The organism is bacterium (genome assembly GCA_037131655.1).
Taxonomy (GTDB): Bacteria; Armatimonadota; Fimbriimonadia; order Fimbriimonadales; family JBAXQP01; genus JBAXQP01.
The window spans coordinates 1-16,728 of the sequence record JBAXQP010000015.1; the positions used below are offsets into that span (position 1 = coordinate 1).

The following is a 16,728-nucleotide window of genomic DNA, read 5'->3' on the forward strand; positions in this document are numbered from 1 at the left end:
AACGACCTAATCCTATTAGAAGGGGAGGGTAGAACATGTGGCAACGACCTGATGATGTGCAAACTGTGGAATTGTTTTTCGCAGGTGAACGGGTAAAGCCAGGAAGATACCGTGAAGTAGGAACAGGCAAAGAACTACATCTGGAAAAGGAAGATATTCTTCCTACTAGCCATGATGGGCGTGTTGCTTGCTATATGCTTGTCAGCGATACTTGGGGACAAATGAAAGTACAAGCTATTGTACGTCAAGCATCGACTTAACTTAGAATTTACTTGAGACTCATATGTTATCAGTTTGTCTTTTTTATTCTGTTGACTTGCCAAATGTATCATTCTCGATTTAGTCGTATATGTCAACTCGGTAGATAAATGAAGGAGGTGACATCTGTTGAGTATCCGTGAAGAGTCCGATATTGGTCGATTACTGGAGCAATTGGAGACTCACCCAGATCGTGGATTGTCTCATATAGAAGCCTACCATCGTCTTCGCAAATACGGTTCGAACGAGTTGGAGAGGCCATACATGCTATTAGTAATGGTGATAAGTGCGGCTCTTTTCTGCCTTGCCTTGGGAATGGTGCTGGTTCTCAAAGGAGAATTCGTCTATACCCTTGGTATAGTGGCAATCGGAGCCTGTCTGTCCCTCTTGGCCGTAAAGCTATGGATTCGTTATATCCGAGTAACAAAGGTCTCCAGAAAAGAAATCCCTTGTATATGCTCTGGGATAAGAACGGGTCGGTTGCAGCAACTGCTTGTTTATGCACTTGTTCCTGGGGATATAGTCAGACTCCAGGTAGGTGAGTTAGTTCCCGCTGACGGGAGATTAATTGAAGCTGTAAACTTAATGGTTCAAGAAAAGATATTTTCAGGCAATCAAAATCCTGTGGCAAAAGATGCTCTTTCTTCAGATGGTTCAGAACTCGAAGGATTCAAAAACAAGGTATTTATGGGTTCCATCGTAATAAGTGGAAGAGGGGTATTCGTTGTGACACAGACAGGTGCAAACACTCGTATCGGCAAAGCCAAGGCTCTGGCCCGCAAAAAGATGAAATAATTGTGTCAAGATAATAACTTCTGCACGTTTGCAACGTTTCAACTAGATATTGAAGGAATCAATTGTGAGTGATCAGAAAGGTTACTTATTGTACTTGCTGAATAACAAAGGAGATTATAAAGTATGAGCGGTTTTGATATAAGAAACATTAATGGACTGAATCAGGATGAAGCTGAACAAATTCTGAAAATAGATGGTCCTAATGAATTGCCAACTTCAAAGCCGCGCAGCATCTTCGCCATCGCTGTAGAAGTTTTTCGTGAGCCGATGTTCCTCTTATTGATAGCAGGTGGAGCGATTTATCTACTGCTTGGAGATCTGCAGGAAGCCCTCTTGTTGCTTGGCTTCGTTTTCGTGGTGATTCTTATTACACTTCACCAAGAACGCAGAACTGAAAACGCACTCCAGGCGTTGAGAAACTTATCAAGCCCACGGGCACGGGTGATAAGAGAGAGTAAAGAGATGCGCATCCCCGGTCGAGAGGTCGTGAAAGGCGATGCAGTCATCATTTCTGAAGGGGATCGTGTTCCGGCTGATGGAGTGGTGATTTCACACACCAATCTTTCAATTGATGAATCTTTACTCACGGGAGAGTCGGCGCCGGTACGGAAGTGTGAATGGGATGGCAAGTCAGTCGACATGTTCCCTGGTGGTGATGATGAACCGTTTGTGTTTTCCGGTACTTTGGTTGTGCAGGGTCAGGCACTTTTGCAGGTATGTAAAACAGGTATTCGCACCGAGATAGGGAAGATTGGGCGGTCTTTACAGTCAATTGAAGTGGAAAAGACCTCATTGCAGAAGCAGACCGGTAAGTTAGTAAGAAACCTTGCGATTCTTGGCGGTTCGCTAAGCGCCCTTGTTGTCATCGCATATGGGCTTACCAGAGGTGACTGGCTTCATGGCCTCCTGGCCGGTGTTGCTTTAGCGATGGCGATGCTGCCTGAAGAATTTCCGGTCGTCCTTACTATATTCCTTGCCCTGGGCGCATGGAGAATCTCACGAAAGCAAGTATTGGCCAGACGGATGCCGGCTATCGAGATACTGGGATCAGCCACCGTCCTGTGCGTCGACAAGACGGGAACTCTGACCCACAACCAAATGACCGTCGGGCAACTTTACGCCCATGACAAACACCTAGTCTTAGACAACGCTGGCAATACCCCGTTGCCGGAGGATTTCCATTCCCTCATTGAGTTTAGTATTTTGGCAAGTCAGCGTGACCCGTTCGACCCGATGGAGAAGGCATTTCACAAGCTGGGACATGAATGTCTAGCCGCAACTGAACACATCCATCGAGATTGGACCATTGTCCTGCAGTATCCGTTATCAAAGGAATTGCTTGCAATGTCCCATGTTTGGAAATCCAACGTGGAGAGTGACTATATCATAGCTGCAAAGGGTGCGCCCGAGGCCATTGCTGATCTCTGTCATTTCGATAATGAACAAAAATCAGCTTTGACCGTGCAGATCACAACGATGGCGGAGAGCGGATTACGTGTACTAGCAGTAGCAGGGGCACGTTTCACAAATGGCGATGATCTACCAAGCCAACAGCACGAGTTTGACTTTGAGTTCCTCGGTCTCGTGGGTCTGGTTGACCCAGTTCGAGCCTCCGTTCCGAGTGCAATTGCCGAATGTTATGAGGCAGGCATCAGAGTAGTCATGATTACGGGTGACTATCCAGCCACAGCTCGCAATATCGCTACACAGATCGGTCTGAAGGATCCAGATCACATTATCAGCGGCGAAGAACTCAATGCCATGTCCGATTCCGACTTGCGCAGCCGGATAGCAGATGTCAACGTTTTTGCGAGGGTTATCCCTGAACAGAAGTTGCGGATTGTCCAAGCGCTCAAGGCGAATGGAGAAGTCGTCGCGATGACCGGCGACGGTGTCAACGACGCCCCTGCCTTGAAGGCCTCCGATATCGGCGTAGCGATGGGAGGGCGCGGTACCGACGTGGCACGTGAGGCTTCAGGATTGGTTCTCCTCGATGATGACTTTTCATCTATAGTTGCTGCGATACGGCTGGGACGCAGGATATACGACAATCTAAGAAAAGCGATGGCCTATATCTTTGCAGTACATGTACCTATTGCTGGGTTGTCTCTAATCCCTGTTGCATTGGGTTGGCCGCTGATATTGATGCCCATACATATTGTATTCATGGAGCTGATTATCGACCCTGCCTGTTCTACTGTGTTCGAGGCAGAAGAAGGAGAAGCCAACGTAATGAGGCGTCCCCCAAGAGATCCTAATGAATCCATATTCGACAAAAGAACTGTTATCTGGAGTCTTCTTCAGGGGCTGAGCGTCCTGTTGGTGTCCCTTAGTGTGTTCATCGTATGGCGTAATATTGGAGCAACCATAGAGGAATCCCGCGCCATGTCGTTCGCCACCTTGATAATAGCCAATCTAACATTGATATTAACGAATGCCTCGTGGTCTCGGAGTATCCTTGCTACCCTGCGCTCGAAAAATCAGGCTATGTTGTGGGTTCTAAGCGGGGCGTTCTCTTTTCTCGCGTTAGTAATCTATGTGCCGATGTTCAGTAAGTTTTTTCTCTTCAGTAGACTCAATTCGCTAGAGGGATTAGCCTGCATGGTTGCCGGCCTGACAAGTGTAGCTTGGTTTGAGCTTCCAAAACTGATCATGGCACGCCGTGGTAAAGCTTTTCTTTCAAAGTCCTGAGTTGATCCTTGATAAATTCAAGCATTCATGACAAGACTGTAGACACACTGAAGTGGCCGGCTGTAGGTTCCACTTCTCTACAGATATACCGAAAAGTTTACCTAGACGATACTTCTACGCAACCTTGTTCAGTCACTATATGGTTGTACACATGACTTTCACATCTGACATTACGAAATATCGGAGGATTTATTGACTGTAGAAGCTGAAGTTCAAATCCGGGAGCAACTCGCCGAGTTAAAAACGGACTCGTTGTGCGGCCTTTCTGAGAAGGAAGCACAGGAGCGATTAACCACATATGGTCACAACGAAATACGCGAAGCAATACAACAAAGTCCGTATGCGAAGTTTTTTGCTCAGTTCAAAGAGGTTATGTCGGTTCTCCTGATTGTGGCCGGCATAATCTCTGCGCTTACAGGTGATATCACCGATACGATTGTTATCGCGGTGGTTGTGCTTCTCAACGCCATAATGGGATTTGTGCAGGAATATCGTGCAGAGAAAACTATTGCTGCTCTGAAGAAACTAGCTGTACCAGCAGCGAGGGTCATCCGTGAAGGCAGATTGATGGAATTGCCGTCTCACCTTTTGGTACCGGGTGACATCGTTCGAGTGCAAGCCGGCGATCTTGTACCGGCTGACGGAAGACTCACTGAAACTGTCAACTTAACGGTCGAAGAAGCTCCGCTTACAGGCGAGTCCATGCCTGTGGAGAAAGACGCTCTGCACTTCTGCGATTCCGCTGCCCCTATCGGAGACAGGAAAAGTGAATTATTCTTAGGCACAACTGTGTTGCAGGGTCGCGGCACATTTGTCGTTCAGAAGACGGGCATGAACACACAGTTGGGTAACATCGCCGAGTTGATTGGTAAAAGCCCCATCAAACAGACCCCTCTCCAGAAGCGTCTCGGGCAATTAGGACTTTACCTTGCAATCGGTGCAGTTGTTGTATGCGCCATAGTATTCGCGGCTGGCATTTTTCAAGGCCGCGACCTAAAGACGATGTTGTTGACAGCGATTAGCCTGGCGGTTGCTGCAGTACCAGAATCACTTCCCGCAGTTATTACGATCTCACTTGCATTGGGCGCACAGAGAATGGCAAAGCGTAATGCCCTCATTCGAAAACTTCCTGCCGTAGAAACGCTTGGCTGCGTGACAACCATCTGCTCAGATAAAACCGGAACTCTCACTCAAAACAAAATGCAGGTGCAATGCCTGTATGCAGGTGGACATCTTCTAAGTCGATCAGAGGAAGGATTTGTGGAAGAGGCCGACATTCTGGAAGGTGACGGATTCATTGGCATAGAGGATGCCGGCATCAAGGGGTTCTTTGAATCTGTAAGCCTATGCAATGATGCGAATATTCAATATATCGAAGGGGGAAGCATTCAGGCGATTGGTGACCCGACGGAAACGTCTCTTGTTCTAGCCGCGATACATGCCGGATTAGATGTTAGCGAGAGTAAACGGTTGTTATCTCGCGTAGCTGAAATTCCGTTCGACTCCACTCGCAAGCGAATGACCACGATCCATGTAGACGAAAGTGGACTTACCTGTGCGTTTACCAAGGGGGCTTTGGATGTAGTACTGCCTCGCTGTAACCAGGAAATGACCAATGGTAGCTTGCATGAACTTACAGATGAGAGGGTAGCAGAGATTAATGCGTTAGGCGAACAGTTTGCTTCACGAGGCTCACGCATAATTGCAGCAGCTACTCGCTCATTCAAGCAAACACCTAGAGACATTAGCGAAGACCTTATCGAGCGGGATCTCGTTTTTTTAGGTTTCGCTGGTATCAGCGACCCTTCTCGGCCTGAGGCTGCATCAGCAGTGCGAAAGTGCAGGGATGCAGGTATCCATGTGATGATGATCACAGGTGACCATCGGTTGACGGCTGCTGCTATTGGTTCCGATTTAGGAATCGCGTCCGCGGATGACATTGTGTGCGAAGGGAGCATGCTGGATGATTTTGACGATGATGGGCTTGCAGAACAGGTTCGTCACTGTCGTGTATTCGCCCGTGTCTCTCCTGAACACAAGGTTAGGATAGTAACAGCCCTTCAGGAAAGCGGCCATGTTGTCGCTATGACAGGCGATGGTGTGAACGATGCGCCCAGCCTCAAAAAAGCAGATGTTGGTATTGCTATGGGCATCACAGGAACAGATGTCAGTCGCGAAGCCTCAGACATGGTACTTACAGATGACAACTTTGCGACCATCGTCCACGCTGTAGAGGAAGGCCGGACCATCTATGACAACATCCGGAAATTCGTTCGCTACACCCTCGCTACCAACCTAGGTGAGGTATTAACCATGTTTTGCGGAATGCTCGCAGGGCTTCCGTTGCCGCTTCTTCCTATTCAAATTCTTTGGATTAACCTTGTGACGGATGGTCTTCCTGCACTTGCTCTTGGTGTAGAGCCTGCGGAAGGCGATGTGATGAAGCGGCCTCCACGAAATCCAAACGAGAACCTCTTTGCTAGAGGTCTCTGGCAGCACATACTATGGGTCGGCGCATTTATGGCTGCTGCCACACTGACGTTGTTTGCTTTAGAAGAGAAGAAGCATGGTGTGGAGTATGCTCGAACGATGGCGTTTTTCACTATTGCCGCGTTCCAACTCTTCCACGTGCTTGCGATACGCAGAGAGCGCGAATCGGCTTTCAAGACCAAGTTGAGCGCCAACCCATTTCTAGCCTTGGCCGTAATAGGTACCTTCGCCATGCAAATCGTGATTACCTACGTAAGCCCGATTGCAAGCGTGTTCAAGAACGTACCTATCAGCTTTTCAGACCTATTACTATGCACCGCAGTCTCCAGTTCACTCTTTTTTGCCGTAGAGCTTGAAAAAGCTTTATTCCGAAAACATTCACGTTCTTAGTTGTAATGGATGATCAATCATGAATAACATAAAACTCTTTCTTCTCTTAGGATGCCTGACTGGGATATTTGTACTTATTGGCAGTCAGTTTGGGGGATCTGGTGGCGCAATCATTGCCCTTGGCTTCGCTGCAGTCATGAACCTTGGCGCATATTTCTTTAGTGACCGAATTGTGCTTGCCATGTACCGAGCAAAAGAAGTGAACGAGGTTGATGAACCCAGGCTGTATGGTACTGTTCGACTTCTTGTTCAGCAGGCACGTATGCCAATGCCAAAGGTCTATATTATCGAAGAGGATGCTCCGAACGCATTTGCAACTGGGCGCAGTCCAAAACATGCTGCAATCGCAGCGACAACCGGCCTTGTGCGCCTTGTAAGCGATGAGGAACTTAAGGGCGTAATGGCTCACGAACTCGCACATGTCGCCAATCGCGATATCTTGATTGGAACAATCGCAGCCACTGCGGCGGGTGCGATCACAATGATTGCAACGATGATCCGATGGGGCGCCCTCTTTGGGGGAATTGGAAGCAACAGAGACGACGAGAATAACAGTGGATCAGGGGGCATCGTTGCTGCAATCGCAATTTCGATTATCGCTCCCATTGCCGCAATGCTTATTCAGATGGCCATTTCCCGTTCCAGGGAGTATCTCGCCGATCAGCGAGGAGCAAGATTGGCAGGCAACTCCATGGGATTGGCCAATGCTCTACGAAAACTGGAATTATCGGCTGGGAAATACGAGGCTTTGTCTAGCCCCGCTACGGCGCATATGTTCATCGTGAATCCTCTTTCCGCTAAAGGGATTACCCGACTCTTCAGCACGCATCCGCCAACGGCTGAAAGAATTGCTCGACTAGAGGCTATGTCGAAGTTGACAAACTTGGAGGTCTCGAAGTGAGCACGGTAGTCATATCAAGAGGCATCTTGGACGGATCAACAGCAGAGCGGCTTCGAACGCTTCCTCTGATCGAAAAGTCTCACTTTTCTATCAGCATATGCTCAAGACGCCTGCCATGGCTCGGCAATGGCTCAGCTAACAAGATGTCTTCACACAGCACTAATTCTGAAGGAATCGTGAGAACTGGTAACTTTACTAATGAGTCTCTTCACGCTATCGCGCAACAACAACCAAAGATTATTGCCATATCCCAAGAGACAGGGCAAAAAGGATCACTCGCTCGATTGGCATCAGACGGTCTGTGTCTGTTAAACAAGGGGCGAACACCTGTTCTGCTGCTACCAACACCATTTTCAGCGCCTTCGAGTGGAAGGGTACTGATTGCCGCGATGTGTTCTGGCATACCGTCCGTGACCGATGGGACTAGCATACCAGGGTTACTAGATCTGAATGGAAGGGAGGTTGTTGTAATGTCTATCGCCCGTCCCTTCCATCCACCTTTTACTCGTGTCGCAATGGCTATGCGCGGCAATCAGTCGAGGGCGCTGCGTGAGATTTGGGAAGAGCAGACAGGCGAAGCGACAGTACAAGCAGAACTTATTGCAACCCATCTGTCAAAATGTGGTAAAAAACCACTGTTTGTGGGACGGACTGGGCGCTTCGCGAATGAAGTATGTCAAGCATCTCGATCAGCAGATACATCTTTGGTCTGTCTTCTTATGGGACAACGCGCCCGCAAGTGGTTAAATAAGTCTGTGCTAATTGAATTACTTGAGAAGGCTAATGCACCGATTTTGCTTGTTCCATAAGTATGGAGATATAGCGCAAGACGGCAAATATCACACTGTTAAGGAAAAGAAGGAGCAATCAATGAAACAACATGGTGAACTTCAGAAGTGGGTCGAAGAGATGGCTGCAATATGCCAGCCCGATTCTATCGTCTGGATCGACGGATCGGAGGAAGAGAAAGACCGGCTTACCCAAGAAGCCATCGCTACCGGTGAAGTCATACCTCTAAACAAAGAAAAGCTGCCCGGCTGTCTTTACCATCGTACTGCGATCAACGACGTCGCGAGGACAGAGGATCTTACATTTATTTGCACTACGCTTAAAGATGACGCCGGCCCTACCAACAACTGGATGTCACCTGAGGAAGGCTACAGCCGAGCAAGCGAGATATTTACCAGCGCTATGAAGGGGCGTGTCATGTACGTTATCCCCTTCTCAATGGGCCCGGTGGGATCGCCTTTCAGCAAGATAGGCGTCGAACTGACCGACAGCATCTACGTAGTTCTGAACATGCGAATCATGGCACATGTCGGCTCGCAGGTGCTCAAACAACTTGGTTCCGACGGCAAGTTCACCAAGTGTTTACACAGTAAGGCCGATCTCGATATCAAGCGCAGACTGATTCTTCATTTTCCTGAAGATAACACGATCTGGAGCGTCGGCTCCGGATACGGCGGCAACGTCCTACTTGGAAAGAAGTGTCTTTCGCTGCGAATTGCGAGCTTCCTTGGAAAGAACGAAGGCTGGCTCGCTGAGCACATGCTGATCATGGGAGTCGAGGATCCTGATGGACATATCAAGTATATAGCGGCGGCTTTCCCTAGCGCATGCGGCAAGACAAACCTAGCAATGCTTGTTCCCCCAGAGGGACTGAGTATAAAGGGATACCGCATTTGGACGGTTGGTGACGATATAGCTTGGATGCGAGTCGACACCGATGGGTGTCTATGGGCGATCAACCCTGAGACTGGTTTCTTCGGCGTTGCGCCCGGCACCAGCATGAAGACTAATCCGAGCATGATGAAGACCATTAATCGAAACACTATATTCACAAACGTCGCCCTTTTGCCGAACGGCACAGTATGGTGGGAAGGCATGGATGGAGAAGCTCCCGATGAGGCCCTCGATTGGCAGGGTCGGGCTTGGAAGCCAGGAATGAAGGACGAGAATGGTAAGCCAATACTCGCCGCGCACCCGAACAGTCGGTTCACCACACCGCTCACGCAGTGCCCGTCGCATTCGTTACGTACCGAGCACCACCACGGTGTTCCGATTTCCGCAATAATTTTCGGAGGTCGCCGCAACCTACTTGCTCCGCTCGTCAACGAAGCGTTCGACTGGGAGCACGGCGTATATGTTGGTGCGACGATGGCATCGGAGAGAACCGCCGCTCAGTTCGGCAAAGTCGGCGAAGTGCGTCGCGACCCGATGGCGATGTTGCCATTTTGCGGCTACCACATGGGCGACTACTTCGAGCACTGGATCAACATGGGCAAGAAGATGACCAAACCACCCAAGATATTCAACGTCAACTGGTTTCGAACAGACGATGACGGCCATTTCCTATGGCCAGGATTCGGTGAGAACCTGCGTGTCATCGAGTGGATACTCGGCCGATGTCGCGGTAAAACTGAGGCTCGCAAGACACCTATCGGTTACGTTCCGACAACGGACAGCCTCGATTTGACAGGACTAGATATATCCCGCGAATCGATGGAGAAGCTACTCACTGTTAACCGTGATGACTGGTTAGAGGAGACTGATGACATCACAAGCTTTTTCCAACAGTTTGGGAATCGATTTCCAAAGGCTCTCTGGGAGCAGCATGAAGCGCTTCGCTTGAGGCTTCGAGCTCCGGTTACGCTTGTGAAACCGGGAAGTGAAGCTAGGCCGTTAGCTATAGAACTGAACGAGGTGATTCAACGCGAGAATCCTCACATATACGGGATGCTCTCCGAATACGGCAAGAGGAGCTTCTTCCCTAAGGGAATTCTTAGTCAAAGTGCGGAGGCAAAGGAGAAGGCCACCAAATTCGATGCAACCATCGGAATTGCTCGTGAAAAGGGAAAGCCGATGTTCCTGCCATCGATCATGCAGCATTTCCCGACTCTGAGTCCCGCAGATGCACTGACGTATGCACCTGCTACCGGGCGGCCCGATCTAAGAGCGAAATGGCGCGACCTGCTGCTTTCCAAGAACCCGAGCCTGGCTGACAAGAGTTTCTCCATGCCTATCGTTACCAGCGGCGTTACTCATGCCATTAGCCTGGTAGGCGATCTGTTTGTGGATAAGGGTGACGTGATTCTTCTCCCCGACAAGTTTTGGGAGAATTATGAACTGCTCTTTGCCACCCGGTTCCAAGCGCAGTTGGCGCTTTACCCATTCTTTAATACTACTGGTGGTTTCGATGTAGAGGGGCTGCGTCAGGCGCTTTCCACACGTGCTGGGAGTTGGAAGACGATTGTCATGCTGAACTTCCCGAACAATCCCACCGGATACTCGGTGACCAAGGATGAGGCAAATGCCATTACCTCCGTGCTCGTCGAGGCCGCCGAAAATGGATGCAACCTGGTAATAGTATGTGACGATGCTTACTTCGGTCTCTTCTACGACGAAGACGTTCTACAGGAGTCGATGTTTGCCATGCTTGCTGGGATTCATGAGCGAATCCTGGCAGTTAAGGTGGACGGACCGACCAAAGAGCAGTTCGTCTGGGGTTTCAGGACCGGTATGCTGACTTTTGCCAGCCGTGCGAATCTGAGTCAGGAGGCACTCTACAGCGCTTTGGAGAAGAAAGTCGCTGGTGCGATTCGAAGCGCGATTTCAAATTGCTCCCAGCCTGCTCAGTCCGTATTAGCGAAAGTACTGTGCAGTGAGGCTATCGAGACAGAGCATGAGGAGAAGTACCATATACTCGCGGGCAGAGCCAGAGAAGCTATGAGGATCCTGAGCTTGCCCGAATTTGGCGATGTGTGGGAACCATACCCATTCAATTCCGGCTACTTTATGTGCCTCAAACTAAAGCACGTGGCTGCCGAAACCTACCGAACGCATCTTCTTGAGAAGTATGGCATCGGGGTGATCGCAAATGGCGAGAGCGACATCAGGGTTGCGTTTTCAGCTGTGGAATGTGACGAACTATCGGAACTTTACCACCAAATGGCGGAAGCCGCAAGGGATCTTCGCAATTCCCCATAGACCCGAGCTGTCATTCTTTGAGAAGAGTAACTTTATATGATTGGTCGCCATGAATAACGGTTTTCCAAGTCTCGGTTAATACCGATTCAAACAAAAGGGTTTTGATAACGCTGGTTCAGGGGTCCCACCCGGAATACGTTCATGGTGGCAAAGCTTTTCAGGTCAACCAAAACAATTAGATGATACATCCACAGGAGGATACGATTATGAAATGTCCCGTTTGTGACGAATCACTTCGCGAAGTACAAAAGCACGGAGTAAGCATTGATATTTGTCCCGGATGCAAAGGTATATGGCTTGACCGGGGCGAGTTGGAGAAGATACTGGATCTGGCGGTTACAAATGGACCAGTGTCTGAAACGAGAAGTGACCAAGCTAGGCCACAACAAGTGTTCGAAGAACCACGCAGGTCGTTCAATGAGCACAACGACCATGACAATCACGATAAACGCGATCACGACAAACGTGAACATGATGAGCATGGCCGCGAACAAGGCTATGGCCAGAAGAAAAAGAAAAGTTCTTGGCTGGGTGATATTCTTGGTGGTTTAGGCGGAGATTAGCTGGAAGCTACCTTTCCTCTCCGCATGCGGCACGAGTACTCGTCAGCGCTAGCTTTCGGGTACTCGTGCTGCATACGGTCAAAACGCGGTGTATTGGCATCTAAAAGACAGGGATGAGCGAGTTATCATAGATGAGTTCCATAAAGAAATTGAAAAGTCTAAAATGCTGTGTATTAGGCTGCGGCTGCACGATGGTTGGTGTTGCCATTGCTGGTGTATTGCTGACAGGGGCGATGACAGGCGTTGTCGGATGGATATCAGGGGCCGCAAATCGAGTAGGTGTTAATATCCCTAAGGACATTAAGATACCAACGGAAATCAGGTTCCCGAAAGAAATCGGAATTCCTCCGATCACCCTGCCAAAGCTACCTGTAAACCCCTTCAAGCTCTCCGCGCAGGAGCAAATTGTGCTTGGACGGGAGGTAGTCGTAAAACAAAAACTTGACCAGGATGCTTTCGATGACCAAAGAATCAACGAAATAGCTGCACAACTGGTCAAGACGCTGCCTGCCAAGTACAAAGGCCCTGCTGATCTCGGCGGTTGGGAATGGAAATTCCGCGTTCTGCGAACGAAAAGCGGAGAAGTAAATGCCATCGCTCTTCCAGGAGGCAAAATCTACGTTTATGACGGGCTGATCAAGCTGACTGACGGAAATAATGACGAACTCGCAGCTGTAATCAGCCATGAAATGGCACATGTTGTGGAGGAGCATTCCGCTAAACAACTGAGCAATGCAGGACTCTTGCAGAAGGCTACGGACTTTTTGCTTCAAAATGCAGGCGGCGGCGGGGGAACACAAGAAGAGATGATCGGCGTCCTGGCAGCCCAAATGGGTCAACAAATAACTCAAATGCGCCTTTCTCAGTCTGCTGAATACCAAGCAGACGATATTGGTTTTTCGATCATGGCCACTGCCGGATATAACCCAAAGGTCGGTCTCAACATACTTCGAAAACTCGAAAAGCTCTCAGGAGAGAAGAGTTCACTCCTGAGCGGTGTGTTCAGCACGCATCCTCCGACGCAGAATCGGATACAGAGGCTGCAAAAGAACATGGCCAGCTACCAGTCAGTTGGTAAAGTGAACTAGGTATATATGGAACTACTTCAAGGCGAAAACCTGATAAAACTGATCCAGAGTGTTGGCTATATCGGTCTCTTTGCAATTGTCTTTGCTGAGTCGGGTTTGCTAATTGGTTTCTTTCTACCGGGAGACAGCCTATTGTTTACTGCCGGCTTCTTGGCCGCACAAGGATTCTTGAATATTTATTGGCTGATAGCGATCTTGTTGACGGCAGCAATTCTTGGTGACAATGTTGGCTATATGTTTGGCAAGAAGGTCGGCCTCAGACTATTCGACAAAAAGGACTCCTTCTTGTTTCATAAAAAGAATCTGATGCGTGCAGAGATGTTCTATGAGCGGTATGGACCGATGACAATAGTTGTCGCGCGATTTATCCCTGTAGTCAGGACATTTGCTCCGATTGTAGCGGGGATCGGCAAGATGGATTACAGATTATTCGTTTGTTACAATATAGTCGGCGGTGTAATCTGGACAATTTCGCTTACACTGGCAGGATTCTACTTATCCAAAGTAATCCCCGACGCAGAAAAGCATCTCGAACTGATAATAGCAGTGATAATATTGTTGTCCGTCATGCCACCGATTCTTCATATTCTTAAAGAGAGACACCTGCGAAAAAGAGAAGCGCGAGTCACTACGAGAAACGATCGGGAATATGAGGAGAACAACAATGCCGTTTGATACCAGCTTAGAAGGCAATAAGAAATTGATTACTAGTCTTAAGAAAAACACGAACCGTATCTTTAACATATTAGGAATCGTTGCTTTGCTAACATTAGTTGTCAGTGGTATGAGCATGCTGTTTGGCCCACAAGGTGAATCCAAGGAGGAAATGCCTGGATTCCTCGGCCTAAGCAAAGAGCCTTGGCTTGAGATTCACGAATCTGCCACCGCTGCGTTTATCGCCATCGTGCTGGTTCATATCATACTTCATTGGCGACCAGTCCTGAGCTTGTGCAAACAATGTATTCGCCTGCCGAAACGACTAATCAGTGAGCCATTGGCGTTAATTATAGTATTGCTTGTTGTACTGCTAACTGCGGGCGCAATACCCGACGAAACAGAAACTGAACAGGACGAAGATCGTGAGTCGGAGTATTCTGTATCTGTAAGCACCGCAACCTATATACACGTTACAGCAGGGGCTACAATGGCTATTGTGCTATCGCGCCACGTTTCTAGACGATGGCGTCGGCTCATACGTGCAAACTGAAATAGAGTTTTTGTCAACAATCTGATATAGGTATTGCTGTTGTCAATAGCGACAGAAGAGTGTCGTCAATGTTATCATAATTCGACTTCCTGAGAGTAAACTGTCTTTAGTTCTTATTAATGCACCGGATCGGCTATTAGCCCCACAGAATGCCATTACCGCTAAAGCCGAAAACTCTGGCTACAAGCGCAGATAGGTCTCATTTTTGCAACAGAGAAAGAACCCATTTGTGGACAATTTGGAAACAGTGGAGTAACAATGCCTGAATCCAGTTTCTATCACATCTCCTCGAAAGGTAAGTTGGCTTATGTCGCCACTTTAGATGAGGCTCTGACTGCAGCCAAGAAAGAGGGATTTGTCTGGCTGGATTACCGCCAACCAACTAAAGAAATACTTTCAGTTCTTATAGATTCATTTAGCATCCATCCACTCTCCATCGAGGATTGTATTGACAAGAATCAAGTACCCAAGATAGAGGACTTCCCAGGAAATACATTTATCATCTTCAACGCTTTTAGCTATGCCGACGGGGAACTCTCAGTCGATGAAGTGGATATGTTTATTGGCGAGAAGTTTCTAATCACAGTTAGCGAATATGACACTGCAATGCGTCAGCCTTTGAATGACATCCAACGTATTGTGGAACTCGATATTCAGAGCGTACGACAAGGACCGGCATTTTTGATGCACGTTATTCTTGACCACATTGTGGACCAAAAGTTCGTGGCAATAGAGGCGCTTGAGGATGATTTGGAAGCAGCAGAGGAAGCGATGCTTGCAGACCCTGCTAGTTTTAACCCAGGAGAGATGCTTCGCCTGCGTAGAGAACTGCTGAATCTTCGCAAGAGTCTCTTCCATGAGCGTGAGATTCTGGTGAAAATTTGCCGAAAGGACTGCCCGTTTATTTCTGACAAGGCAATTTTTCACTACAGGGACATCTACGATCACCTTGCCAAATTCTTTGAATTGACCGAATCCTATCGCGACATCGTTACCAGCCTTATGGAACTCTACACGTCTATGCTGAGTAATATGATGGCGAAAACCTCCAATGAGACCAACGCGACCGTTAGGCGCCTGACTTTCATCACGACAATCTTCATGCCACTCACCCTCCTCGCCGGAATTGGCGGCATGTCCGAATGGTCAATGATGACAGGACCAACAAACTGGAGGATCGCCTACCCAGCCTTCATATTAGGGATGGCAATCATAGGCATCGCAAACTACTACCTACTTAGACGTATCCGTAATTAAAATTATGAATCGGTCCGTTTTTTCGGTGCAAAATCACCGGATAGACCCCCTTGGAAAGGGGAAATTGGGTTGGGTTTCGCCTTAATACCCTCCGTTTCGAGGTACTATATAGGGGTGATGAGTTCGAAAGTTGACCTCGATACGCTTAATCCCCAACAGCTTGAAGCCGTGGAACATCCTAGTGGACCATTGCTTGTATTTGCCGGCGCGGGGAGTGGAAAGACGCGCGTAATTACGTATCGTATTGCGAGATTGATTGAAAAGGGCATCTCGCCAAGGCGAATCCTTGCGGTTACTTTCACCAATAAAGCGGCAGAAGAAATGAAAGCGCGTGTATCGAAGATCTCTGGGGAGGATGCTCGAACGGCATGGATCGGCACCTTCCACGCCACTTGCGCGCGCATCCTTCGTGAAGCAGGGCAGAATATTGGGGTTGATTCGAAGTTCGTAGTCTACGATACCGACGACCAACTTGCCCTCATACGCGGCATTCTCAAGTCGTTGCAACTTGATGATAAAGAATTTACTCCGCGAAGCGTGCTCAATACCATTAGCCGCGCCAAGGAGAAATTGATCTCGCCGGAAGATTTCGACGCGCACCATTATGGCTATTTCGATAAGATATGCGGCAAGATTTATGGTCTTTATCAAGTTGCGCTTGCCCAAAACCGCGCGCTCGATTTCGACGACCTCATCTACTACACCGTACGCCTTTTCGAGCAACGCCCAGAAGTACTGGATCGCTATCAAGACCGCTTCGAGCATGTATTAGTTGATGAATTCCAAGACGTGAACTTATCGCAATACAAACTCATTCGAATGCTCGGCGATAAGCATCGCAACATCTGCATCGTCGGGGATGATGACCAGTCTATTTATATGTTCCGAGGCGCTGATGTCTCGCTCATTCTACGCTTCAGTAAGGACTATCCGGACGCCAAAACCATCCGATTAGAGCAAAACTACCGCTCCACCCAACGAATTCTTGATGCGGCGCATCATGTGGTCAAACATAATAAAGGCCGCGCCCCTAAGAAGCTGTGGACCGATAACCCTGAAGGTGCGCCTTTAACCGTCACTGAAGTCGGCACCGAGCAGGAA

The 16,728-nt window shown here is 48.6% G+C and carries 13 protein-coding genes and 1 pseudogene; all 14 read left to right on the forward strand.

Annotated features, from left to right (window positions below; translation table 11 throughout):
* Positions 1–35: 35 nt before the first annotated feature.
* On the forward strand, positions 36–260 hold the full coding sequence (locus tag WCO51_01455) for a hypothetical protein (protein ID MEI6511926.1): 225 nt from the start codon (positions 36–38) through the stop codon (positions 258–260).
* A 127-nt stretch (positions 261–387) separates the two neighbouring features.
* On the forward strand, positions 388–1,053 hold the full coding sequence (locus WCO51_01460; protein ID MEI6511927.1) for a cation-transporting P-type ATPase: 666 nt from the start codon (positions 388–390) through the stop codon (positions 1,051–1,053).
* 123 nt (positions 1,054–1,176) lie between these two features.
* On the forward strand, positions 1,177–3,744 hold the full coding sequence (locus WCO51_01465; protein MEI6511928.1) for a cation-translocating P-type ATPase: 2,568 nt from the start codon (positions 1,177–1,179) through the stop codon (positions 3,742–3,744).
* A gap of 192 nt (positions 3,745–3,936) precedes the next feature.
* Positions 3,937–6,624: a cation-translocating P-type ATPase gene (locus WCO51_01470; GenBank protein ID MEI6511929.1), complete on the forward strand. Its 2,688-nt coding sequence runs from the start codon at positions 3,937–3,939 to the stop codon at positions 6,622–6,624.
* 19 nt (positions 6,625–6,643) lie between these two features.
* A complete protein-coding gene (locus WCO51_01475; GenBank protein MEI6511930.1) occupies positions 6,644–7,525 on the forward strand; it encodes a zinc metalloprotease HtpX in 882 nt (293 codons plus the stop codon).
* Entirely contained in the window at positions 7,522–8,334 is an 813-nt protein-coding gene (locus WCO51_01480) for a hypothetical protein (GenBank protein MEI6511931.1), read from the forward strand. Before WCO51_01475 ends, WCO51_01480 begins: the two co-directional genes overlap by 4 nt.
* A pseudogene (locus tag WCO51_01485) lies at positions 8,309–10,162 on the forward strand (phosphoenolpyruvate carboxykinase (GTP)). The gene WCO51_01480 and the pseudogene WCO51_01485 overlap by 26 nt, the downstream one beginning before the upstream one ends.
* Positions 10,163–10,180: 18 nt before the next feature.
* On the forward strand, positions 10,181–11,512 hold the full coding sequence (locus WCO51_01490) for an aminotransferase class I/II-fold pyridoxal phosphate-dependent enzyme (GenBank protein MEI6511932.1): 1,332 nt from the start codon (positions 10,181–10,183) through the stop codon (positions 11,510–11,512).
* A 206-nt stretch (positions 11,513–11,718) separates the two neighbouring features.
* Entirely contained in the window at positions 11,719–12,075 is a 357-nt protein-coding gene (locus tag WCO51_01495) for a zf-TFIIB domain-containing protein (GenBank protein ID MEI6511933.1), read from the forward strand.
* 149 nt (positions 12,076–12,224) lie between these two features.
* Entirely contained in the window at positions 12,225–13,163 is a 939-nt protein-coding gene (locus WCO51_01500; protein MEI6511934.1) for a M48 family metallopeptidase, read from the forward strand.
* Between the two features lie 6 nt (positions 13,164–13,169).
* Positions 13,170–13,838 (forward strand): VTT domain-containing protein, encoded by a 669-nt coding sequence (locus WCO51_01505; protein MEI6511935.1) that lies wholly within the window; start codon positions 13,170–13,172, stop codon positions 13,836–13,838.
* Positions 13,828–14,370, forward strand: a complete 543-nt coding sequence (locus WCO51_01510; GenBank protein ID MEI6511936.1) for a DUF4405 domain-containing protein — start codon at positions 13,828–13,830, stop codon at positions 14,368–14,370. Before WCO51_01505 ends, WCO51_01510 begins: the two co-directional genes overlap by 11 nt.
* 258 nt (positions 14,371–14,628) lie before the next feature.
* On the forward strand, positions 14,629–15,627 hold the full coding sequence (locus WCO51_01515) for a magnesium transporter CorA family protein (GenBank protein MEI6511937.1): 999 nt from the start codon (positions 14,629–14,631) through the stop codon (positions 15,625–15,627).
* 117 nt (positions 15,628–15,744) lie between these two features.
* The coding region (locus WCO51_01520) for a UvrD-helicase domain-containing protein (protein ID MEI6511938.1) at positions 15,745–16,728 on the forward strand (984 nt) is incomplete at its 3' end.